Here is a 20,110-nt window from a genome sequence, read left to right on the forward strand (position 1 = left end):
TACAAATAGCGGCACTCCAACCTCATTCAACAAGGAGCAATAAACATGTATCCATTAACGAAGTTTAAAGTGGCTCCTATTGCTCTCGCCTTGTTGTTGACAGGTTGTGTGGTTGGCCCCGATTACGAAGAACCACAAACGACCATGGCTGAGACCTTCTTATATAGCCAAGGTGATGTAAACCAAGACGGCGTGAGCCAAAACGAGCAGCACAATCATTGGTGGACACAGTTCAATGACCCAACGCTCAATCAGTTAGTGGCCGATGTTCAAAACCAGAACATCCCACTTAAACTGGCCGCCGAGCGTATCAACATGGCGAACTCATATAAGACCGTTGTGGAGTCATTCAAAGTTCCGACCATCAATGTCGGTGGCGGTTATTACAACTACCAATTGAGCGAGAACGACTCCCTACTCGGCCCGGTATTTGGTGCCTCTGATGCGGTTGAATCGGCCACAGGTATGTCGTTGCTTAAAGCACAACACGATGGTGGGTTCTTAGGTGCGAGCATCGCGTGGGAAATGGACTTGTTTGGACGTATCGACAAGCAATCCAACGCGGCAACAATTCGAGTGGAACAAGCTGAGATCTTTCAATCGGGTTTGAACACCTTGATCACTGCCGATGTTATTCACAACTACCTGCAATATCGAGGCGCGCAAGAGCGAAAGGCGATCGCACTAGAGAACATTGCCGACCAAAAGCAGACTTTAGAACTGGTCACCAAAGTGGTTCGCAGCGGCTACGGCTCTGAGTTAGACCTTGCTCAAGCCAAAGCCATGCTTGCCGCGACTGAATCCATTGTTCCTCAACTTGAAATCGCAGAGCAAGTACATAAACAACGTATGGCAGTGTTGTTAGGTGAATCACTTACGAACGTGAACCAACGTTTAGCGGGTGAATTTACCTTGCCGCGAATGAACGATGTGATTCCGACAGGCTTACCTTCTGACTTGTTAGAACAACGCCCAGACATCCGAATAGCAGAGCGTGAAATGGCTGCCATTAATGAAGAACTCGGCGCAAGCATTGCCAATCGCTATCCAAAATTCTTCCTAACGGGCACACCAGGTGTGACGGCAGGAAGTTTTGATGACCTATTCAGTAGCGACTCGTTCGGTTGGGCGGCCTCTGCAGGCATCAGTTGGAATGTATTCGATGGTGGCCGAGGTGAAGCCATGGTGGAAATGAACGAAGCAAGGTTCCGTTCTGCTGCGCTTAACTACCAACACTCGGTAGACAGCGCCTTTGCAGAAGTCGATTCAAGCTTGTTTGCCTATGGCCGTAGCCAAGAGAACCAAAAGCGCATCGATGAAGCCACCCTCGCCGTCGATAATGCAGTGAGCAAAGCAAAGTCACTCTATAAAGCCGGCCTAGTCGATTACTTGTCGGTGTTAGACGCACAAAGACAACAAAAAGCGATGCAAGATCGCCAAGTGGCCGCCAAGCTTCAAACCGCCAACACCACGATTGCGGTGTATAAAGCGTTAGGTGGCGATTGGAAAGTCGCGAATGAAACGCAGACTGTTGAATTAGCCCGCGTAAACTAGGCTAACTGCTCTTCGTTATCTACTGAATAATGCGATAAGCGTAATAAAAAATACCGCCGTTGATTACGGCGGTATTTTTGTGAACTGGTTAGCTGGTAAATGAGTTTACCAACGAGATAATCCGTTACTTTATATCGTTACGCTTCGCCCGCTCTTGTAAGGCATCACCCATAGTCAATCCTGTCGCATTGTTCATCCACTGCATAAAATCACGGTCAAATTTAAACTCTTCGCCAAGCTTGGTCTTAAAATATCGACGCACGTTCTGAGTCGTTTTGTAGCTGTCCGTTATGACGGTACTGTCATCAATCTGATTCTTGTGCCAATCAACCTTTTCCATGGTTTATTCTCTTCCTGTCATCTCAATGCACGCACTACGCGTTTCGAGGGCCAAACATAATAATCGCCATACCGAGTAGTGCAACTGAGCCACCAACCAGATCCCACGTTGTCGGCTTCTCGCCATCAACAAGCCACAGCCATATTAGGGCAACAGAAATATACACACCGCCATAGGCCGCATAAACACGCCCTGTCGCGGTAGGATGAAGCGTCAATAACCAAGCAAATAACGCGAGGCTTATCGCAGCAGGAATCAATAACCAAATGCTCTTGTCTTCTCTCAACCAAAGATAAGGTAGATAACACCCTACAATCTCGGCGACCGCCGTAAGTACAAAAAGACCGACCGTTTTAAATTCAATCACAACTTACCTTTATTTGTTTAAATGCAGAGTACACTGTTAATTCTTAGGCTTTGTTAGCCCAGTAAAACCAAACCTTCACTAAACGCATGTTCAGTATTTATTGATATTTCGAGAGTTTATCTGTTTGATAAACTTGTCTCATTCACTACAAGAGTGAGCGAAAAATGATTCATATATCCCAAGTACTAACGTTAGTCGAAAAGCAGCTTAAGTGCTTACAACCTAAAGAAGCTGTGCACTTTAAAACCTACAAAAGAGACCGTGGCTTTCTGCTTTATTGCCTTGGTGACACGCAGTTTCAGATCATTGAAGCGGGTTATCACAACCATACATTTACTGGTGATGTAGCAAGCACTCGAAAACACGTTAAGAAAGTATTGAAACGAGAGTTTCCTAGAAGCAATAAGGTTTGGGTTGAATACTATCAAGCTGTCGATGACCCATCCAACGTCAACAGTTCCCACACACCACAGATGCCCCTATTTTAGTTTCAATGGAACATAACGCTGATTGGACGAACGCTATTTTGGTGCTTCTGACTCTGAAAAATTGGTTTTAAAAGTGAAAGCATACGGCGTATCACCGGTTTCTCTGAGGTGTTCAAGTCGCTCTATCGCTTCTTCGAGTGTGGGAATATGGTCTTCTTCGATCCACCAAAGAACATAAGTATCTTCAGGTAAACGATGAAACCAATCCCCCTTTCGGCGCATGAAATCACGGTGATGTGTGCGGAACATGAAGTTCTTTAACGAATCCACAGAGTCCCACACCGACATGTTCACGATCATATTAGGATCATCGAAAGCTTGGATGTTGGTGGCGTCACCAGATTCATCTTTCAGACGCCAAACAAACCCTTCACTACTTTCTGCGATTCCATTAACCAACTCTAAGTTATCGACAAACTCTTTGATTTCTGGCGCATCTAACGGGTATTTTGCCAGAGCGATATTCAACTGAGCTAATTTCATAACGTTTCTTCCTTGATAAATTATGAGTAATAAGCGACGTTTTGTTAGGCGTTCTTACTCAAGTAAACCCTAACAAATCCAAACTCTTCGTCGGTTTCTTCCCTATCAATTGACCAACCGTTTTTCAGATAAAACTGAATCGCTTGATCATTACCTTTGAATGTTTCAAGACGATAATGTTCATGGCCCAATGTGCTCATCTCATTCTCAACATACTTGAGAAGAGTCGCACCGAAGCCTGAACGTTGAATGTTCGGGGAAACCATTAAGATATGTACGAAGTTATTTTCAAACGCACAATAACCTTGAATCCGATTATTTGATTCGAGCACGACACAATTTGAGAGTTGTTTCTCAACTTCTTTATCAGACTCACCACTGTTGATGAACCAATCCACGCCTTCGTCGCCCAAAAATGAACGGTAACACGCATTGATTGTGTCTCTCGCTAGCTCTTGGATTGACGCTAAATCAGATGCTTGGGCTTTTCTAATATTTTCCATATAACCTTCTTGTTCTCGCGAATAACGCTTCACTCAATAGTGAGAAGTGCGACTACTGTACCTAAAAGTTTGTGCTGTAAACACTAAAGTTGAATCAAACGGGTGATTTTAAGCATTGGGGATGAATGTAAACGCAGATATGGCTTGAGTTAGGGATTAGAAATTAAGCACTGAGAGCTCAGAGTTAATAATTAAGAGTTAAGACGAGAAAGCTTATATTCATAAAAAACAACGGCACTTTCGTCAGAGGCTTGCTCAACAAAACCTAGCTTATTAAGTAAGTGTGTAGAGGCTATGTTTGAACGGTCGACACCGCCAATCAGTGTTAACCATGACTCCGTTTTTGCGACTTCTGTGATGAAACTCTGCAATAACTCACTTGCTAAACCTTTGCCCCAGAACTCTTCTGCAAGCAAGTAGCCAATATGAGCATCACTTTCCTCTTCCACATAAGCGAACAGAAAACCAATCAGTTGATTATCGTGGGTTTTCACTTGAAGTAAGCGGCTCTCCGACAACATTCGATCGAGCCAAATTTCAGCCAGCTCACGTGACACAATACCGTGAAAGTATGGTGGAAGATTTTCAACAACTGATGGGGCTAGAATGCCAGGTACTCGCTCAAGCAGTGCCGAACGTTCAGGAACAGTAAGCTCACCTGCAACTTCTTCTACTTTTAGTCTTTGAGTTTCAAACGAGATCGCCATGTGTCCTGCCTAATTCGATAAAAATGTGGATTATACACCTGAGTTCTCGTATTGGCTTCGTTTCCAAACCAACACGTCTTGTTCTAAGTAGAGTTGACACCTAAAAGTAATCTGGTATTCGTCCATCAAATTCAGAAGAGTCGTTCGAAATATACATACAATCTGAGCCTACTATGCTCACAAAGCCCAGCCTATTATAAAATTGATGCTTAATGTCGCTGTGTAGGTATAAAGCCTTACAAGTATGACGAGTGAATAACTCCGTTTTTACCAAGTTGATCAACTCAGACGCATAACCTTGGTGCCGTAATTCTTGAGGCGTAGCCACAGAGCCAATACCGAAACATCCTTTTGCAAGGCCAAACATATCACTGTAAACGATAAGAGACGACACGACTCTATCCTTCTCGACTAACACATACCAAGTACCAGATAAGTACTTTTCACTGTTACGACAACCTGTTAAGTAATTGTCTAACGTCAAGCCATCACCCCAAACATCGAAGCCCATTGTATAAATGGTATCTAGCTCATGAAGCTCTGCTTTTCTTACGTGCATTACTCTAAATATCCTGAATTAACTAACCCATGTAATGACACATTACCTAGACAACGACGGCAACTCATAAACTCTCGGATACGAACCAAACTAAAGAACAGCCACGCCTTCAACTTCAATCACTGAGTTCACATTAGCGCGTTCGATTATCTTGAGTAACGTCGTTTGGATTAACTCATTATCTCGGATTTCGGTTTCACAAGAAAAACGCTCTTCTTGGACACCATCGCCCTCACCCAGCATAAATTGAACTGCGACTTCCGTTGCGAGATCTTTGGTCGCTCCGTAGTACGCTAACGTGATTTTTGGGTATCCGTGGTCGCCTTTTTTAACCTGCTTTGCGATGCGTTTTTTAGCTTTATTTAAATTCATATAACTTCCTTTTAAGTCTGAAATACAAGGTGACTAGAACACCTTTTTAAACGGTAAGCAATACAATCAGCGTTGGTTATAGAGATTCCCTAGCCTCTTGATACTAATCAAGATGGTACAGTCTTAGCGCTTTAAAGAGTGATAGCTAGAACACAGATAACCAGTTTAAGAAATATAATGACAGCGCGTAAGAATTACGCGCCAAGAAGCGGTAGATGTTTTCGTTGTTGATAAGTTAAGGCTAACTCTAAGCACTGCTTGATTGGTGCTTTGGGAAGTGGTTCAGTTAGGTTCAAGATGATTGCCCGATTACCTTGAAATGCCAATGTGCCATCGTGCAATTCTCTGAATGTGTCGATTAGCTTCGTTTGACAGTTAAAGAACAAGTAATAGTTATTTGGCGATTTTAATTTCCAATCGATTCGAATTGGACTGCCCGTCTTAACGCTATAACTCGGCTCGCCCCATTTCAGAGACTCTTCGACGTCACCTAAATCCAAATCAGAACAAAGTTCAAAAATTAATGCACGCAACTCTTCAAGCCGAGCTCGAACATCATCGGGATACTCATCGAAATGTGTTTTAATTGCTTTGTCCATTCAATCTCCGATTCACTTGTTGAGATATTAAAGTGCAGCTCACTTACAGCATAGAGCCTTAAAAATTAGTCCAACTTAAAATGAAAAATGCCAAGCCTAGTAAATCATTTTTCGGTTATCTGTTCGTTAGCGGTTTTCAACGCCAGCTTTAAACCATCTGTATCCTTACAACCAATGTAAACATGCTTTCCATTGTTTAGGCTTAACTTCAGCGCTGAACCTATCGATGCATTATACAACCAGCCATCGCTCAGCATTCGGATGCCAATACCTTGGTACCACTTGCTTTGATAGAACGATGTCTCTGTAATGTCTGATACTTCTACATTCTTACGCCAAACACCAAAGCCGAAATACCAGCTTAGTACATTGTCTTTGACCTCAATTGTCATGGAGAAGAAGAGCAAAGCAATTAAACCATTGATGGCATGAGCGATTAATGTCCCAGGGTTATTATCCGAGGTAACGACAATGAAAGCACTTATCGCAACAAGGATGAGCAGCAATCCCTTGTTGAATTCCTTACTATAAAACACAGCGACAACTCCTATAGACAACGAACACCCCACTAACTAGCCAACAGTTATCTTACTGCAGCCTTTCTAAATAATCGTAGTAAGTAATGCAGGCATACTCCCACAACCAAACCAAATAGCATCGTCTTGATACTACCAACCCAAAGTATCAAACCAGAATAACCTTGTCCCGGACCTAAGCCTTGTTTATTAATCACATCGACGAACATAAATCCGTTCCACAGCACATGCAGTGAGGCTGTAAATCCATGCACACAAATTGCGATGGTTCCAAGTAACTTGTACTTGTTAATAACTGGTGCGCCACAAAAAATGACAACAAGCGCAAAGGTCAAAATCAGAGGGCCAGACAGTACTAAAGTGGGTGTTATTACTTCAACGTAGCTCTCTGTTCCATAACTGTATGTACAAAATACCATTGTCATTGAAAACAAAAGCGAAATGAGTGCGAACCATAGCGTTCTATTCATTGGGCTTCCCTGCCTTAATAGTGGGTTTAGGACAAATTCGATAATCGACAGGAAGAACTAATTACCAAAAATACGGCATGAGAAATGCCCTTGTTACACTACTATTCGATGGACGACTCAGACTTTCATAAACCCAATGTAACGTGAGACTTAGAACACAAGCTAGATAACAAAAACGCCACTCACCTTCGCGCCTGACTACATACCTTATCGAGCTTCCTGTTGAACCCAAACAACACTTTCATTTGAAGTTGGAACCTCAAACCAAGACCAAAACAGATCTAACATTTCAGGTGTCATTTCATAAGACTTGCCATTGAGTTCCGAGTTACGGTTAAATGCCCTCTCCTTACAAGTCTCAAAGGGAACATCAAGGTAGTGAACTTCGCTGTCCACGCCTAGGTTTGACGCCCAGCTTGTAAAAGAATCTCGGTCTGATTTACGCCAAAAACCAAAGTCAAAAATTACCGGAACACCCAAAGAAAAGAGCTGCATTGCAGAGTCCTTGAATAAACCTTGAAGCGTAGCCAGCCGGCTATCAAAAACTTCACGCTCCATATGTTCGCCATACAAAGGAATCATCCACTCATCAATCGAGAAACGAAAGGCGCCATGCTTTTCTTCAATCGCTTTAGAGTAAGTCGTTTTACCCGAGCCAATAAAGCCACATACGAAATAGATTTTAGTCATGATGCCTCTTTTGCTTATAGGTAGAGTTGCCGTGTAAAAGCGCTGACACCAAGCTTAAGCACTAACATAAGCTTTAGGATGCCAAGTGTCATAATTCATTCTTAAAAGCATTCTTACCCGGAACTTCTCGTGCATAGTGTCATCATTGTTTCAGACACAGACTGTCCTTCTATAAGATAACAATCTGGGACTTCTCCAATCACTTCGAAACCACATTTCAAATACAAATTTTTTGCAGGAAGATTATTCGAGAGAACATTGAGGTCTAACCAATCGATACTTGGGCTTTCGTTACAAAACTCAGTCACGCGCTTAATCAGTTCTACACCCAACCCTTGCTTTCTTAGACTTGAATCAACACCCATGCCGAGAAGCACACGATGAAACTTATACTCTTCACCGTAATGACGTAGGTCTATATGACCAAACACTCGTTCCTTAGAGTCTTTGATTACCCAGAGCTTTCTCCAGCCATGTTCACCAAGGCTTGCCTCAAAACCATTTCGAAACTTGTCTTTAAATTGTTCTGAAACTACACAATTCTCTTTAGAGATCGGTTGGAAAAGTGGAGAGTTATCATCCGCATTCTCAAGAAGCTGTGCTCCTATGTATTCGAAAAAGGATTCTAAATCCGACAGAACGGCTTCCGATATTCTCATGTAATCTCCTTCTTGCGCATGATTCTTTCTTTTAGAAGTGTACCAATACTGCTAACTACAAACGTAAAAGCAAACGCCACAAGTGGTCGATAGAAATCAAACGCACCATCCGTCATAAAAAAGTACTGATGAATGGCAACACCAAAGCCAACCCCTAATGCCAGCTTCAAGTTCTTGAAAAGTCGTTGTTTCACGTTCATTCCCTCGTAGAAAGCAACACTTTGTATAGGTGTGAGTGACGTTATGGTCGAACTCTCTGTGATATAAACGCTTTAAAGCCAAGTAAGTCGAAACTGCAAAGCGTTGGGAATTCATCTTGAGCGGTTGTTAGGCAAATTTCGTTTCGCGCGCCATTTCCTGAAAAGTTTGCCCATTGAGATCGAAATCTTTTGTATATTTAAAGCCTGCTTTATTGGTATGAGCAGCAAAAGAACGAGCATTGTCTTTATGCACGTACGTGTAAACGTAAGAAAATTTAGAACTTCTTACTTCACAACTAAACCGAAACAACTTCTCAAACACACCTTGACCACGACAAGCCTTACCCACACAGACAGGTCCCCAAAAGTATGAATTAGAAGAGCTTAGTTGGGTACACCCAACTACCACTGAACCAAGCTTGTTCGCCACAGAAGTGAGTCCTTCTGAACATTCCCAGAACTTCCATGAAGCACAAGCAGCCATCGCTACTATCGTATTGTTGAGTTCAGCAACATATATAGCCTGCTCTTGCTCGATAACTTGAGTTAGAAGCACTTCGTCCATCACTGTATTTAAGAAACCATCGCATTTATCAGATTCATCCAAGTTAGATACATGACAAGATTTCTGTAGTTCTACGATTTGACTGATGTCCTCAAGTTTTGCAGCTCTTATTTCCATGACTTCCTCTGTTGAATATTTCTTCTTTTTGCCTAAGGCTAAGTTAAGCCGCCACAACGCTGATGGCACTACAATTCGCGAAGCGAGAGTGCCATGCGTTAGAGGTCGGCTTGAACGCCTTGTTATGTGACTATTAAAACATCGAGTTATTATTGGCTGACTCTTTCGGGACCACTTGAATTGAATCCCAATGCTCGACTATTTTTCCATTTGAATCGAAACGGAAAAAGTCCATCGTTACGTACTCTCACCAGCAGGCCATGTTTGCCTTGTATGCAAAGCTACCTGATCACCTTCAGCAATAATTCTCAAAAACTCTATATCCTTTTTTGGATAGTCCCGAGACATTTCTTCAAAGTAATCTATAAAGCCCTGCTTACCATCAGCAACAACTGGGTTGTGCTGGATATAATCATCACCAACATACAAATCTACTGCTTTTGCTGGATCACCCATGTAAGCAGTTCTATAAAAAGCAATAGCATTGTCTTTGTTTTGTCTAAGTTGATTCGTCATAGCAGCCTCATGAAGGGAAGTTTCACACTAACAATATGAGATATCGAGTGCTTTCGCCAGCGATGGATTAACGCTTGTCACATAATGAATGACACGGATTCCCCTTCCGAGGCTCTGCCACACTTATGTGGTATTTAATTGCACCGGAGGCACCATGTCTGATTTTTCTTATTTCTGCGGTATCGACCTAGCTAAAAAGCACTTTAGTCTTCATGCCGTAGACCAAAATGGTAAGGTCATACTTCATAAGTCAGTAACTCGCTCTAAACTACTGACTACAGTAAAAACCTAAGCAACATAAAGAGTTAAACCTACCGGGTCATTGCAGACGCTAATGATGGAGATAGGTTAAGACCACTTGCGGAGAGCCTGTTAATGCGGCGGACACACTAGATGTCATCTAACGAATAAGGCACCGCAGTCGCGCAAAGTCATCAGGGCCACGACGTATGCGAATCGTCGACAAGTAGGCCGAATGTAGAGCGGCAGTCCAAAACCCATCAACATAAGTTTAGCGGATGTTTGACAACCGGGGGAATCCATGTAGCCCTGTTAAAGTGTGAGCAATGCAATACCGATGTTGCCGCATACCACCGTAAACACCAAACGCAACGCATAGTAAAAATGCCACGCGTTGCGAATCAATCTTAAACAGTTTGTTAGTTGCTGACGATATAGGTATTGTCTATATATTCTCTATAGTGGCTTTCCAAATACTCTCTTAAAGTAATTTTCCTATCTTCTTCTAGGTCATTACGAAAGATAAACATTTCTGAATATATTTCCTCATTCTTCGAGTCTTTCAATACTAACTGTGCATTTCGACTGCCATTCAAATACTCTCGTTTAACCAAGTCGAGCATTCTTTGTCTATTATTGTATTTATCAACAACTAGATTGATACTGTTAAACTCTTTCTCTTTGACAACTACAAAATCACTATTTGACAGCAAATTAAGATCTGGTAGGAATACCGAGTCACTTATAGGTGGCTGCTTGAGGTAAACGACATCTTCTCCGAACTTTAGATACCCCGAATTCCTAACTAATGCTTGGGTCTTACCAGAGTTTAAGATTATAACGTTAATCTGAAACTCCTGTTCTCTGTTTGAACGTAACGACTCATTGACTATAACTTTTATAGCATCATTAATTTTCTTCAGCCGATCTTCATTCTGTCCAATTTTCACCTCTATTTTCGCAGATATCATATCTAGTTTGTTTTCAGAATCGAAGCTATCCAAATACTTTGAGGCTATTTTATAAAACAACGCGAGATCAGGGTTGGTATTTTTCATACCATTTATTGCATTAAGGTCTTTTTTCAACACTGCTAAGGAGTCATTAAGTGCTAACTTTTCCCTACTCACATTCTCAAGCATGGATTTAATATGCTCGACACTGTATTGCTCTTTAGCATCTCGACGGATAGATAAAGGATAAATACCATATTCATCCACGTTAGTCGCATGCCTTTTAAACTCGGTAGAAGCTGAAATAGTCACTTCTTTCGGCTTAATCCCAATATGAGCTATTGATACTTTTTCTCGATCAAGGTAATCACTGATAAAAACACCAAATGTGGTAGATACAACAGCGATTAGTATCGCAACGGTTGCATTTTTCAAATTATTAGACTCTGTACTAGAACTCGTCCCTGACATTCACTAGGCCTCATTATTTTTAATATCAATATCATATATTTAAAAGGAAAATTATACAGAAAAACGATACTCATGCTATAGCAACTAAAAGCTATTAGACCGAAAATTCTGCGTTCAAATACCGAATCATTCTACCTAGTTTTATATGCACAGAAATTTACCACAATTAATCACAGCATTTCAGTGACTTAAAACATAGATAGACTCATTGAATGACTAAGTGCAGAATATTTCCACATAGTATGAATTTCGCAAAAAAACCGCCACACTGGATACAAACACAGCACCTCTACACATACCCAAACACAAAAAAGCCCGCCATCTATGCGAACATAAATGGCAGGCTTTATAGGTTAGTTAAGCTTGTGAGTAGCTAGCTTATGCAGCTTCGAATGCGAGGGCTTTCTTCTCTACCTGACGGAAGATCAGCGTTAGTATGCCGTTTACTGCTAAGTAGAATACGCCAACAATGCCGAACACGGTAAGCGTGTCGTAGGTTTGGCCGTTGATACGCTGTGCGTAGCCCATCAAATCCATGATGGTGATGGTGCTTGCCAGTGACGTGCCTTTGAAGACTAGAATCACTTCGTTCGAGTAAGCTGGAACAGCGCGGCGTAGAGCGTATGGCAATAACACTTTAAGCGTCGCTACTTTGTCCATGCCAAGTGCGCGACATGCTTCCCACTGCCCTGCTGGAATCGCGTTGAATGCGCCTCTGAACAGTAGCGTGCTGTATGCAGCGGTGTTCAATGCTAATGCTAGCATTGCACAGAACCAAGGTTGGCTTAACCAACTCCACATGAAGCTTTCACGAATCCAATCGAACTGACCCGGCCCGTAATACACCAAGAAGATCTGGACCAATAATGGTGTGCCGGTGAACAGCGTAATGATGCCACGAGTTAACCAGTGAATCGCCGGTATTCTTAGGATTAGCGTTACCGTCATCAGCAGTGACAAGATACAGCCAACCAACAATGAAGCGCCTGTGAGTTGAAGGCTGGTCACTAAGCCTTCAAGCATTTGAGAGAGGTATTGTTGATTCATGCCATTGCCCCTTTGTTACCCAAACCTTGAATAGAGAACTTACCATCAATCACTTTTACCAATCTTTGGGTGATTAAAGTGATGACCAAGTAGATTGCTGCTGCTGTCGCGTACCAAGTAAATGCTTCGTGCGTTGCCGCTGATGTTAGTTGTGCTTGTTTCAGCAAATCCGTTACGCCAATCAACGAAACTAGCGCGGTATCTTTCAGTAACACTAACCATTGGTTGGTTAACCCTGGTAGTGCGTGTCTTACCGCTTGAGGTAACACAATACGAAAGAATGCACGAGACTGAGAAATACCAAGTGCGCTTGCTGCTTCTCTCTGCCCTTTGCTTACTGCTTTCAAAGCACCACGCAAGGTTTGCGAAGCGTAAGAAGCAAAGATAAGTGACAGTGCAACAACACCAGATAAGAACGGGCTCACTTCTATGAAGTCGCCAGTGATCATGAACAGAATTTGTGTCGAACCAAAGTAGATAAACAGTACGACCAGAATTTCTGGTAAACCACGAACAATCGTCACAAATGCAGTCGTTGGCCATTTGATTGCAATACGACGAGACATCTCTCCACTTGCAAACAAAACTGCTAGAACCAATCCAACCAATAGGCTTACGAACGCAAGCTGAACAGTCATCCAGCTTGCTTCGACGAGCCCTAAAGAGTAACCCGTTAATTCCATAAATTACTTACCGAAGTACTTGTTGAAGATCTTGTCGTATTCGCCGTTCGCTTTCACTGCTGCAAGTGCAACGTTAAGCTGGTCTACAAGTTCTTGGTTGCTCTTGTTTACTGCGATGCCAAAGCCGTTACCGAAGTACTCTTGGTTTGTTACTTGGTCGCCAACGTACGTTAAGTTGTCTTCTTTCTTGAACCATTCAGCTACAACGGCTGTGTCACCGAATACAGAATCGATACGACCGTTCTTCATGTCGATAAATGCATCTTGGTAGCTTGAGTAAGGTACCGCTGTTACGCCAGTCATTTGCTCAAGTAGGAAGCTCTGGTGAGTAGAACCGTTTTGAACACCAACACGCTTTCCTTCTAGTGCTGCTTGTTCTGCTACTTTGCCTTCAAAAGAGATGAATGCTGCAGAGTTATCGTAGTAAGCGTTAGAGAAGTTCACTTGTTGAAGACGCGCTTCAGTGATGTCCATTGCTGAAATAGCGGCATCGTAACGTTTGAATTTAAGTGCAGGGATCAAGCTATCGAATGCTTGGTTGTGGAAAGTACATGTCGCTTTCATCTCTTCACAAAGTGCGTTTGCTAGGTCTACGTCAAAACCTTGGATTTGGTTGTTCTCATCCATGTATTCGAATGGTGCGTAAGTTGCTTCCATTGCGAATTTGATTTCTTCTTGAGCTGCTGCGTTGAAAGAAGCAAGGCCGATAAGTGAAGCTAGTAGAATCTTTTTCATTTTGTTACTCCGAATACTGTGTAGTAGCGGCCTGTGGCCATTCTTATAATTTGATTGTTTTAGTTGATGTTGTGTTTAGCTAAATCTAGTGAGTCAACTTTCTTTTAATAAGAGACTTACTTAATGAGTCAAATACTCGGCAAACTCAGGTGTCTGCGGATTAACGAATGAATCGCTGGTGCCGTGTTCAACGATGTACCCTTTCTCTAGGTACAGAACGTGGCTAGCAATCTTCTTCGCGAAATCGACTTCGTGCGTCACGACCACTTGGGTAATGCCCGTTCCGCTCAATTCTTTAATAATGCTCACGACTTGGTTGGTGATCTCAGGATCAAGCGCCGCTGTTGGTTCATCAAACAACAACACATCCGGTTTCATCATCAGCGCACGTGCAATCGCAACACGCTGTTGTTGACCGCCAGACAGTTGAAGTGGCCAAGCGTCTGCTTTGTCGGCAAGTTGAAGTGTCTTTAATACTTCTTGAGCTTGCTTAATCGCTTCTTGCTTATCCAAACCCGCAACTTTGGTTGGTGCTTCAATCAAGTTTTCCATCACCGTCATGTGTGGCCATAAGTTGTATTGCTGGAACACCATGCCGACTTTACGACGAAGTTTAAGCCCCTGCTTCTCTTGGATTTGGCTTGAAAAATCGAATTGCTCGTTCGCAATGTCTAATTCGCCGTTGTCCGCAATTTCTAGCAGGTTCAATACACGCAGTAATGAACTCTTGCCCGCGCCGCTTGGGCCAAGCAATACCAAGGTTTCGCCACTCTCACAGTCGAAACTGATGTCGTGAAGAACTTGGGTATCACCGTATGATTTGTTGATGCTCTTTACTTGAATACTCATGCCACAATACTGCATTAATTGTCATTTGTTGGTTATTCTATTCAATCCGAGGTTTTATGCAAGAAAAATGTATAAAAAACTACTTTGTTGAATTTTTGTAACAAATATTGCACAAAAAACAGTCGCTATAACTGGTCTTACAACCAAAAATCGCAAGTCATTGATAAAGTTAATATCGAGATAAATAGCAAACGTTTTACTGTCAATTTATAAATCATCACTCGATTGCTAACTTATGAGCACACTCTCCTATCAACGCTAATTTACTTGCATAAAAATTAGGGTTAACCCCCCCGCTTTCCTATTGAACTGACTCGATAGGAATGCTTATTTTTCCTTTAAGGTCGTTTCGAGTTATTCACTTAATGATGAGGAAATATTGGAAATTGAGTTTCCTAGGGAGCGTCACAGCGCAATAAATGCTTTAATGGGTTCTATTCTCAACAACAATGACTTCCCAGCGAACAACGCGCAGTAAAGGCAATAAGTCATAAACCATAAGCAATTAGCCATAAGCAACAAGCCATCTATTTTTAAAGCGACAACACATTAAGGCAGTCATATGCAAAACGATGTCTCTTCTACGCTCGACTCAAACCAGCGACAGACTCAAAAGAATCCCGATGCCAAACCTGAGAAAAAAAGCCTCAGTATTTTGTTTGAGCTGAGTAAATTCATTCAGCCTTATAAAGGTCGTGTTATTGCTGCGTTGATCGCGTTGATCTTCACGGCGAGCTTAACCCTTTCAGTCGGACACGGTATTCGTCTTCTCATCGACCAAGGTTTTAGCCAACAATCACTCTCAGATTTAGGCAGCGCGATTCAGTTCATCATGGTCGTGGTCGTGTTGATCTCGATTGGTACTTTCTTCCGCTTCTATTTGGTTTCTTCTGTTGGGGAACGTGTGAGTGCGGACATTCGCTTATCGGTTTTCAATCATGTCGTGACGCTGCATCCGAGTTACTTCGAAACCAATGGCAGTGGCGACATCATGTCGCGCATTACAACGGATACTACTCTGCTTCAAAGCATCATAGGTTCATCGTTTTCTATGGCGATGCGCAGCGCGTTGATGTGTATTGGTGCGATCATCATGCTGTTTGCCACCAACATTAAGCTGACGTTGATTGTATTGGCCTCGGTGCCGTTTATCTTGATTCCGATTCTTGTGTACGGGCGTCGTGTGAGAGCCCTATCTCGCCAAAGCCAAGATTCGATGTCTGATGTGGGTTCTTATGCAGGTGAAGCGATTGAGCACATTAAAACGGTGCAAAGCTATAGCCGCGAAGAGCAAGAGAAAGCGTCATTCGCGGTAGAAGTAGAAAAGGCTTATGAGATTGGCCGCCAGCGTGTAAAACAGCGCGCGATTCTTATCTCTGGCGTTATCGTGATTGTATTCAGTGCTATTGCAGGCATGCTTTGGGTTGGCGGCAGTGATGTCATCAACGGCACCATGTCGGCAGGTGATTTAGCCGCGTTTGTGTTCTATGCAATCATGGTTGCTTCGTCATTAGGTACGATTTCAGAAGTGATGGGCGAACTGCAACGTGCGGCAGGTGCGACCGAGCGATTAATCGAGATCCTACAAGTTGAGAGCCATATCGTTGCGCCAGTTACGAATCCAACTTCGCTTGCTAACGTAACGCCAGAAGTCGCATTTGATGATGTGACCTTCTGTTACCCATCAAGACCAGACCAACCCGCAACAAGTAACCTCACGCTCACAGCCCATGAAGGCAAAGTATTGGCATTGGTTGGCCCGTCTGGCGCAGGTAAAACCACCCTATTCGAACTACTGCAACGTTTCTACGACCCACAAGTGGGTAAAGTAACCTTAGGCGGCGTTGAACTGAATCAGTTTGACCCTAACGAGCTAAGAAAGCAGATGGCATTGGTGCCACAGCAACCTGCTCTGTTCAGTAACGATGTGTTCCATAACATTCGCTACGGCAACCCGCAGGCAACAGACGAGCAAGTTATCGAAGCGGCCAAGAAAGCACACGCGCACGAGTTTATTCAGAACCTACCAGATGGCTACAATAGCTTTCTTGGTGAACGCGGTGTAAGGCTTTCTGGCGGACAGAGACAACGTATTGCGATTGCACGTGCCATCTTGAAAGATCCAAATATTCTATTGTTGGATGAAGCAACCAGCGCACTAGACAGCGAAAGTGAGCACCACGTACAACAAGCGTTAGAAGAGTTAATGCGTGGCAGAACGACGATAATTATCGCCCATCGATTATCAACAATTAAACACGCCGACCAGATTGCAGTGCTCGATAAAGGACAGCTAGTAGACATCGGCGACCACCAGTCTCTCATTAATAGCTGCGGATTGTACCAACGCTTGGTTGAGCTGCAATTCAAACACCTTAGTGCGTAATCATTGAGTGGATGTGCAACTAAGTCACTGACATTGTGTGGTTTCAAGCTTCAAAAACTTAAATCACACGTGTTGCAGTTTTGTTAAATTAGCGGTAGGGTTTTTATTCCAATAACAACTTATTCCGACGAAGGATAAGTAAATAACGTTAATTACACAGATAACAATAAGAGAGTTCGCATGGAAGCACTATTATCTGACTATCCGGTAGTAACAGAAATCCCTGTCGCTTGGGGAGAAATGGACGCACTCAATCACGTAAACAACGCCGTATATTTTCGCTATTTCGAAACCGCTCGCTTAGATTTTTTCAAGCACGTTGAGTTGATGGAAGAGATGGCGATTACCAAAGTTGGCCCTGTTCTTGGTGACACTTACTGTAAGTATTTCCGCCCAGTCACGTATCCAGATACCTTGATGGTTGGCTCACGTGTCACCGACATTCAAGATGATCGATTCACCATGGAATACGCGATTGTCAGTAAGGCTCAACAGAAACTAACGACCGTTGGCACTGCGACTATCGTAATGTTTGATTTTGCTTCGAACCAAAAAGCCCTGCTCTCACTGCGCTTAACCAATGAAATCGAAAAGATGAACACGTTGAAGAGCCCATGCTTCAAACAAGAAGCCGTGACGGAATAACGTATTATCTGATTGATAAAGACTCAGAAAGTCTCAGACATTAAAAAGGCCACTCGATTGAGTGGCCTTTTGTATATTGGTTCTGAGTGCTTATAGGCGGTTAAGACTTATAGACCTTGCACGTATTGAGCATTAGTTCGAACTTCTACCATCTGCTCTAGGTTCTGTTGTGAACCTTCAACGCCGTTCAGTAGCGCTTCGAAATGCTTGATAAGCTCGACTTTGTCTTTCACTTCTTTAGAACCCGCACCGATGTTGGTTAGGTCAATGAAGAACTCGTCGAACAGACCAGAGAAGTCAGTTACTGCGTCGTGGTTCAAGAACTGCTCGTGGTTGTAAATGCTTGGGTAGCCACCCTTCTGTTTATCAACCGCAAAAGAGATGCCTTTCACGTTGGTGATCGTGGTCGCTTTCTCACACTTCAACATACAACCCGCTTCAATGCTTGGCTTGTTACAACCCACGGTTCTTTGGAAGAAACACTGACGGCTGGTCATCATCAAGATTGGGTGGTAAATGCTGTAGAACAGTTTGAAGTTCTCTGGGCGACGAATATGACGAATCTGACCTTTGTTGATCTCGTTCGAAATGAATGCGCCAGCACAGTTAAGCTCTTCTTTCAGAGTAACCAGTGCATGAGAGTTGGTTGTGTTCATGAACGGGCCTGCAACCCACTCAATACCCATCTCGTAAGCTTTGTAAGCAATACCCGTGTTGTTGGTTACGATGCGAGCTGGCTTGATCTCTTCAAGAATACGAACCGCTTCGTCGTAATCTTTACCGATCAATACCGCTGGGAACCAAGGAATCAAACGTGGGTTTGCTGCCAAGATATCGATGTACTTGTTACAACGCTTCTTGAAGCTTTCTGGAAGTTTGAAGTAAACATCCGCGTCAGTCACGTCACACAGGTGTAAGTCTTCCACATCCGCGATAAGCATCGACATAGTCGGCTTCTCGTTCACTTTAGGGTGCTGAGGCAGTGCTGGCACTTCAACGTGCTTAATCACTTCCACAGAGCCGTTCAGAATGAAGTCGATCTCGTCTTTCAGGTCTGAAACTTCTTTTAGAGGAATCAACAAGCCTGCATCCACTTCACTGAAGTCGTGGCTTTCTAGCGTGTGAACCGCACTCTTCACGTTTTTGAATCGCTTCTCAAGTAGCTCTTGAGTGATCGCCTTCTCTTCAACCGCTTTCAATAGCGATTTAGATTGAAGGGTAAAGTTCTCTTTAGGCGTGTTCACTGTCACCGTAAATGGTTGACCCACTTTTGCGCTGAACGACAGTGCTACTGGTGTCTTGCGAATATCAAGGAACTCGATCTTGTCACGCATTTCGTTACCAAGAACGTCTTTCGCTTGGTGAAGTTCGTTGGTCACTTCTTGAATCTGTACCACTGAGATTTCGTTGTTCTGCTCCGTCGCTTTCTCAACAGCGTAGTTCATGCTGTTGTCGCGCGGGTTATCGATGAACATGTCTTTCGTTAGGTTGCCCTTTAGGAAAGAGTTAGTGAAATCACGGTTGAATACTTTGTGCAGGTTCGAATCGTCTTCGATCAACAAACCACTTTCTACAAAGCTATCAATCTGTTTACGCCATGTGTCTACCACGGTGTAAACGTAGTGTGCGCCTTTAATACGGCCTTCGACTTTCAGTGAGTCGACTTTCGCATCAACCAATTCAGGTAGGTCGTAGTAAGCTGAGTTATCTTTCAGGTTGAGTGGGAACTTGTTGCCCGCGTTGGTGATTTCGTATTCATCACGACACGCTTGGCTACAACGACCACGGTTACCTGAGTTACCCACACTTACTGAGCTTGAGTAACATTGACCAGAGAATGCGATACACAGAGCGCCATGTACGAACACTTCGGTTAGTACATCGTGATCGTGTGCCACTTCCGTCAGCATCTTAATTTCAGGCAGGTTCAACTCACGAGACAAGTTAACGCGTGTCGCGCCAATCTTAGACAAGAACTTAATCTGGCCTTCGTTATGCGTTGTTAACTGAGTCGACGCGTGAACGTCTAACGATGGGAAATGCTTCTTAACCAGGTTGAATAAACCCAAGTCTTGAACAATGATGCCGTCCACTTTGGTGTTCACAAGCTGGTTCAGCAGTTTGGTGATGCTCTTCGTCTCATGCTCCAGTAGCACAACGTTAAGAGTCAGGAACACTTCACAGCCGTATTCATGAGCAAGGCGAATCACACCATTCAATTCGTCTAACGATAGGTTAGAGGCTCTGTTACGAGCGTTGAACGTGTCTAAACCACAATAAACTGCATTAGCACCCGCTACGATGGCGGCTTTTATCGCTTCTACATCGCCACCTGGGGCTAATAACTCAATTTTTCTGCTCATTTTTGAAGTCGCT

General features: G+C 43.2%; 24 protein-coding genes and 2 pseudogenes. 5 read left to right on the forward strand and 21 right to left on the reverse strand.

Going from position 1 to position 20,110, the window contains the following annotated elements; all coding sequences use genetic code 11:
* The first annotated feature begins 45 nt into the window (after positions 1 to 45).
* Positions 46 to 1,554 carry an efflux transporter outer membrane subunit gene (locus tag IQQ51_RS13620; protein ID WP_193841338.1) on the forward strand — a complete coding sequence of 503 codons (1,509 nt, stop codon included), beginning with the start codon at positions 46 to 48 and terminating at the stop codon, positions 1,552 to 1,554.
* A 124-nt stretch (positions 1,555 to 1,678) separates the two neighbouring features.
* On the opposite strand, the gene IQQ51_RS13625 is transcribed toward IQQ51_RS13620, so the two are convergent.
* Positions 1,679 to 1,894, reverse strand: coding sequence for a DUF6434 domain-containing protein (locus IQQ51_RS13625; protein ID WP_193841339.1), 216 nt, complete (start codon positions 1,892 to 1,894; stop codon positions 1,679 to 1,681).
* A 34-nt stretch (positions 1,895 to 1,928) separates the two neighbouring features.
* Positions 1,929 to 2,261 (reverse strand): YnfA family protein, encoded by a 333-nt coding sequence (locus IQQ51_RS13630; RefSeq protein ID WP_004733816.1) that lies wholly within the window; start codon positions 2,259 to 2,261, stop codon positions 1,929 to 1,931.
* A gap of 164 nt (positions 2,262 to 2,425) precedes the next feature.
* Between IQQ51_RS13630 and IQQ51_RS13635 the strand changes: the two genes are divergently transcribed.
* A complete protein-coding gene (locus IQQ51_RS13635; RefSeq protein WP_193841340.1) occupies positions 2,426 to 2,749 on the forward strand; it encodes a hypothetical protein in 324 nt (107 codons plus the stop codon).
* A gap of 33 nt (positions 2,750 to 2,782) precedes the next feature.
* Here IQQ51_RS13635 and IQQ51_RS13640 read toward each other — a convergent pair whose 3' ends face one another.
* The 13 genes and pseudogenes from IQQ51_RS13640 to IQQ51_RS13700 form a co-directional block, all read right to left on the reverse strand.
* On the reverse strand, positions 2,783 to 3,232 hold the full coding sequence (locus IQQ51_RS13640) for a DUF3291 domain-containing protein (protein WP_193841341.1): 450 nt from the start codon (positions 3,230 to 3,232) through the stop codon (positions 2,783 to 2,785).
* 44 nt (positions 3,233 to 3,276) lie between these two features.
* Entirely contained in the window at positions 3,277 to 3,735 is a 459-nt protein-coding gene (locus IQQ51_RS13645; RefSeq protein WP_193841342.1) for a GNAT family N-acetyltransferase, read from the reverse strand.
* Positions 3,736 to 3,926: 191 nt separating this feature from the next.
* On the reverse strand, positions 3,927 to 4,442 hold the full coding sequence (locus tag IQQ51_RS13650; protein ID WP_193841343.1) for a GNAT family N-acetyltransferase: 516 nt from the start codon (positions 4,440 to 4,442) through the stop codon (positions 3,927 to 3,929).
* A gap of 100 nt (positions 4,443 to 4,542) precedes the next feature.
* Positions 4,543 to 5,001 (reverse strand): GNAT family N-acetyltransferase, encoded by a 459-nt coding sequence (locus tag IQQ51_RS13655; RefSeq protein ID WP_193841344.1) that lies wholly within the window; start codon positions 4,999 to 5,001, stop codon positions 4,543 to 4,545.
* A 90-nt stretch (positions 5,002 to 5,091) separates the two neighbouring features.
* Complete coding sequence (locus IQQ51_RS13660) at positions 5,092 to 5,373, reverse strand: hypothetical protein (RefSeq protein WP_193841345.1); 282 nt, start codon at positions 5,371 to 5,373, stop codon at positions 5,092 to 5,094.
* 194 nt (positions 5,374 to 5,567) lie between these two features.
* A complete protein-coding gene (locus tag IQQ51_RS13665) occupies positions 5,568 to 5,972 on the reverse strand; it encodes a DUF1801 domain-containing protein (RefSeq protein ID WP_102479195.1) in 405 nt (134 codons plus the stop codon).
* A 104-nt stretch (positions 5,973 to 6,076) separates the two neighbouring features.
* A complete protein-coding gene (locus IQQ51_RS13670) occupies positions 6,077 to 6,529 on the reverse strand; it encodes a hypothetical protein (protein WP_193841346.1) in 453 nt (150 codons plus the stop codon).
* Between the two features lie 26 nt (positions 6,530 to 6,555).
* The gene (locus IQQ51_RS13675; RefSeq protein WP_193841347.1) at positions 6,556 to 6,978 is read right to left on the reverse strand and encodes a hypothetical protein; all 423 of its coding nucleotides are present in this window, start codon (positions 6,976 to 6,978) and stop codon (positions 6,556 to 6,558) included.
* A gap of 207 nt (positions 6,979 to 7,185) precedes the next feature.
* Positions 7,186 to 7,668, reverse strand: a complete 483-nt coding sequence (locus tag IQQ51_RS13680) for an AAA family ATPase (RefSeq protein WP_193841348.1) — start codon at positions 7,666 to 7,668, stop codon at positions 7,186 to 7,188.
* 113 nt (positions 7,669 to 7,781) lie between these two features.
* Positions 7,782 to 8,327: a GNAT family N-acetyltransferase gene (locus IQQ51_RS13685; protein WP_017077823.1), complete on the reverse strand. Its 546-nt coding sequence runs from the start codon at positions 8,325 to 8,327 to the stop codon at positions 7,782 to 7,784.
* Entirely contained in the window at positions 8,324 to 8,521 is a 198-nt protein-coding gene (locus IQQ51_RS13690) for a hypothetical protein (protein WP_122081532.1), read from the reverse strand. Before IQQ51_RS13690 ends, IQQ51_RS13685 begins: the two co-directional genes overlap by 4 nt.
* 133 nt (positions 8,522 to 8,654) lie before the next feature.
* Positions 8,655 to 9,278, reverse strand: a complete 624-nt coding sequence (locus tag IQQ51_RS13695; protein ID WP_193841349.1) for a GNAT family N-acetyltransferase — start codon at positions 9,276 to 9,278, stop codon at positions 8,655 to 8,657.
* 64 nt (positions 9,279 to 9,342) lie between these two features.
* Positions 9,343 to 9,725 (reverse strand): annotated as a pseudogene (locus IQQ51_RS13700) (nuclear transport factor 2 family protein).
* A gap of 154 nt (positions 9,726 to 9,879) precedes the next feature.
* Between IQQ51_RS13700 and IQQ51_RS13705 the strand changes: the two are divergent.
* A pseudogene (locus IQQ51_RS13705) lies at positions 9,880 to 10,008 on the forward strand (IS110 family transposase); the annotation flags it as partial.
* Between the two features lie 376 nt (positions 10,009 to 10,384).
* Here IQQ51_RS13705 and IQQ51_RS13715 read toward each other — a convergent pair.
* The 5 genes from IQQ51_RS13715 to artP all read right to left on the reverse strand — a co-directional run bounded on the left by IQQ51_RS13715 (position 10,385) and on the right by artP (position 14,703).
* Positions 10,385 to 11,353, reverse strand: coding sequence for a hypothetical protein (locus IQQ51_RS13715; protein WP_193841351.1), 969 nt, complete (start codon positions 11,351 to 11,353; stop codon positions 10,385 to 10,387).
* Between the two features lie 414 nt (positions 11,354 to 11,767).
* A complete protein-coding gene (gene artM / locus IQQ51_RS13720) occupies positions 11,768 to 12,436 on the reverse strand; it encodes an arginine ABC transporter permease ArtM (protein ID WP_193841352.1) in 669 nt (222 codons plus the stop codon).
* Entirely contained in the window at positions 12,433 to 13,119 is a 687-nt protein-coding gene (gene artQ, locus IQQ51_RS13725; protein WP_060981998.1) for an arginine ABC transporter permease ArtQ, read from the reverse strand. Before artQ ends, artM begins: the two co-directional genes overlap by 4 nt.
* A 3-nt stretch (positions 13,120 to 13,122) precedes the next feature.
* On the reverse strand, positions 13,123 to 13,854 hold the full coding sequence (locus tag IQQ51_RS13730) for a lysine/arginine/ornithine ABC transporter substrate-binding protein (protein WP_193841353.1): 732 nt from the start codon (positions 13,852 to 13,854) through the stop codon (positions 13,123 to 13,125).
* A 120-nt stretch (positions 13,855 to 13,974) separates the two neighbouring features.
* Entirely contained in the window at positions 13,975 to 14,703 is a 729-nt protein-coding gene (gene artP / locus IQQ51_RS13735; RefSeq protein ID WP_032545343.1) for an arginine ABC transporter ATP-binding protein ArtP, read from the reverse strand.
* 562 nt (positions 14,704 to 15,265) lie between these two features.
* Here artP and IQQ51_RS13740 point away from each other — a divergent pair.
* Together IQQ51_RS13740 and IQQ51_RS13745 are read left to right on the forward strand one after the other, a co-directional pair.
* Positions 15,266 to 17,089: an ABC transporter ATP-binding protein/permease gene (locus IQQ51_RS13740; protein WP_193841354.1), complete on the forward strand. Its 1,824-nt coding sequence runs from the start codon at positions 15,266 to 15,268 to the stop codon at positions 17,087 to 17,089.
* Between the two features lie 180 nt (positions 17,090 to 17,269).
* Complete coding sequence (locus IQQ51_RS13745) at positions 17,270 to 17,734, forward strand: acyl-CoA thioesterase (protein ID WP_017061819.1); 465 nt, start codon at positions 17,270 to 17,272, stop codon at positions 17,732 to 17,734.
* A 107-nt stretch (positions 17,735 to 17,841) separates the two neighbouring features.
* On the opposite strand, the gene IQQ51_RS13750 is transcribed toward IQQ51_RS13745, so the two are convergent.
* A complete protein-coding gene (locus tag IQQ51_RS13750) occupies positions 17,842 to 20,097 on the reverse strand; it encodes a peptidase U32 family protein (RefSeq protein WP_017063916.1) in 2,256 nt (751 codons plus the stop codon).
* Positions 20,098 to 20,110 lie beyond the last annotated feature (13 nt).

Origin of the sequence: Vibrio sp. OPT18, assembly GCF_015163615.1 — a bacterium.
GTDB lineage: Bacteria > Pseudomonadota > Gammaproteobacteria > Enterobacterales > Vibrionaceae > Vibrio > Vibrio coralliirubri.

What these genes read in the sequence shown, in the direction of transcription:
- IQQ51_RS13680 (WP_193841348.1), bottom strand. Translation starts at nt 7,668, where the DNA reads ATGACTAAAATCTATTTCGTATGTGGCTTTATTGGCTCGGGTAAAACG.
- IQQ51_RS13655 (WP_193841344.1), bottom strand. Translation starts at nt 5,001, where the DNA reads ATGCACGTAAGAAAAGCAGAGCTTCATGAGCTAGATACCATTTATACA.
- IQQ51_RS13740 (WP_193841354.1), top strand. Translation starts at nt 15,266, where the DNA reads ATGCAAAACGATGTCTCTTCTACGCTCGACTCAAACCAGCGACAGACT.
- IQQ51_RS13635 (WP_193841340.1), top strand. Translation starts at nt 2,426, where the DNA reads ATGATTCATATATCCCAAGTACTAACGTTAGTCGAAAAGCAGCTTAAG.
- IQQ51_RS13685 (WP_017077823.1), bottom strand. Translation starts at nt 8,327, where the DNA reads ATGAGAATATCGGAAGCCGTTCTGTCGGATTTAGAATCCTTTTTCGAA.
- IQQ51_RS13650 (WP_193841343.1), bottom strand. Translation starts at nt 4,442, where the DNA reads ATGGCGATCTCGTTTGAAACTCAAAGACTAAAAGTAGAAGAAGTTGCA.
- IQQ51_RS13665 (WP_102479195.1), bottom strand. Translation starts at nt 5,972, where the DNA reads ATGGACAAAGCAATTAAAACACATTTCGATGAGTATCCCGATGATGTT.
- IQQ51_RS13675 (WP_193841347.1), bottom strand. Translation starts at nt 6,978, where the DNA reads ATGAATAGAACGCTATGGTTCGCACTCATTTCGCTTTTGTTTTCAATG.
- artM (WP_193841352.1), bottom strand. Translation starts at nt 12,436, where the DNA reads ATGAATCAACAATACCTCTCTCAAATGCTTGAAGGCTTAGTGACCAGC.
- IQQ51_RS13620 (WP_193841338.1), top strand. Translation starts at nt 46, where the DNA reads ATGTATCCATTAACGAAGTTTAAAGTGGCTCCTATTGCTCTCGCCTTG.
- IQQ51_RS13745 (WP_017061819.1), top strand. Translation starts at nt 17,270, where the DNA reads ATGGAAGCACTATTATCTGACTATCCGGTAGTAACAGAAATCCCTGTC.
- IQQ51_RS13660 (WP_193841345.1), bottom strand. Translation starts at nt 5,373, where the DNA reads ATGAATTTAAATAAAGCTAAAAAACGCATCGCAAAGCAGGTTAAAAAA.
- IQQ51_RS13625 (WP_193841339.1), bottom strand. Translation starts at nt 1,894, where the DNA reads ATGGAAAAGGTTGATTGGCACAAGAATCAGATTGATGACAGTACCGTC.
- IQQ51_RS13645 (WP_193841342.1), bottom strand. Translation starts at nt 3,735, where the DNA reads ATGGAAAATATTAGAAAAGCCCAAGCATCTGATTTAGCGTCAATCCAA.
- IQQ51_RS13640 (WP_193841341.1), bottom strand. Translation starts at nt 3,232, where the DNA reads ATGAAATTAGCTCAGTTGAATATCGCTCTGGCAAAATACCCGTTAGAT.
- IQQ51_RS13730 (WP_193841353.1), bottom strand. Translation starts at nt 13,854, where the DNA reads ATGAAAAAGATTCTACTAGCTTCACTTATCGGCCTTGCTTCTTTCAAC.
- artP (WP_032545343.1), bottom strand. Translation starts at nt 14,703, where the DNA reads ATGAGTATTCAAGTAAAGAGCATCAACAAATCATACGGTGATACCCAA.
- IQQ51_RS13750 (WP_017063916.1), bottom strand. Translation starts at nt 20,097, where the DNA reads ATGAGCAGAAAAATTGAGTTATTAGCCCCAGGTGGCGATGTAGAAGCG.
- artQ (WP_060981998.1), bottom strand. Translation starts at nt 13,119, where the DNA reads ATGGAATTAACGGGTTACTCTTTAGGGCTCGTCGAAGCAAGCTGGATG.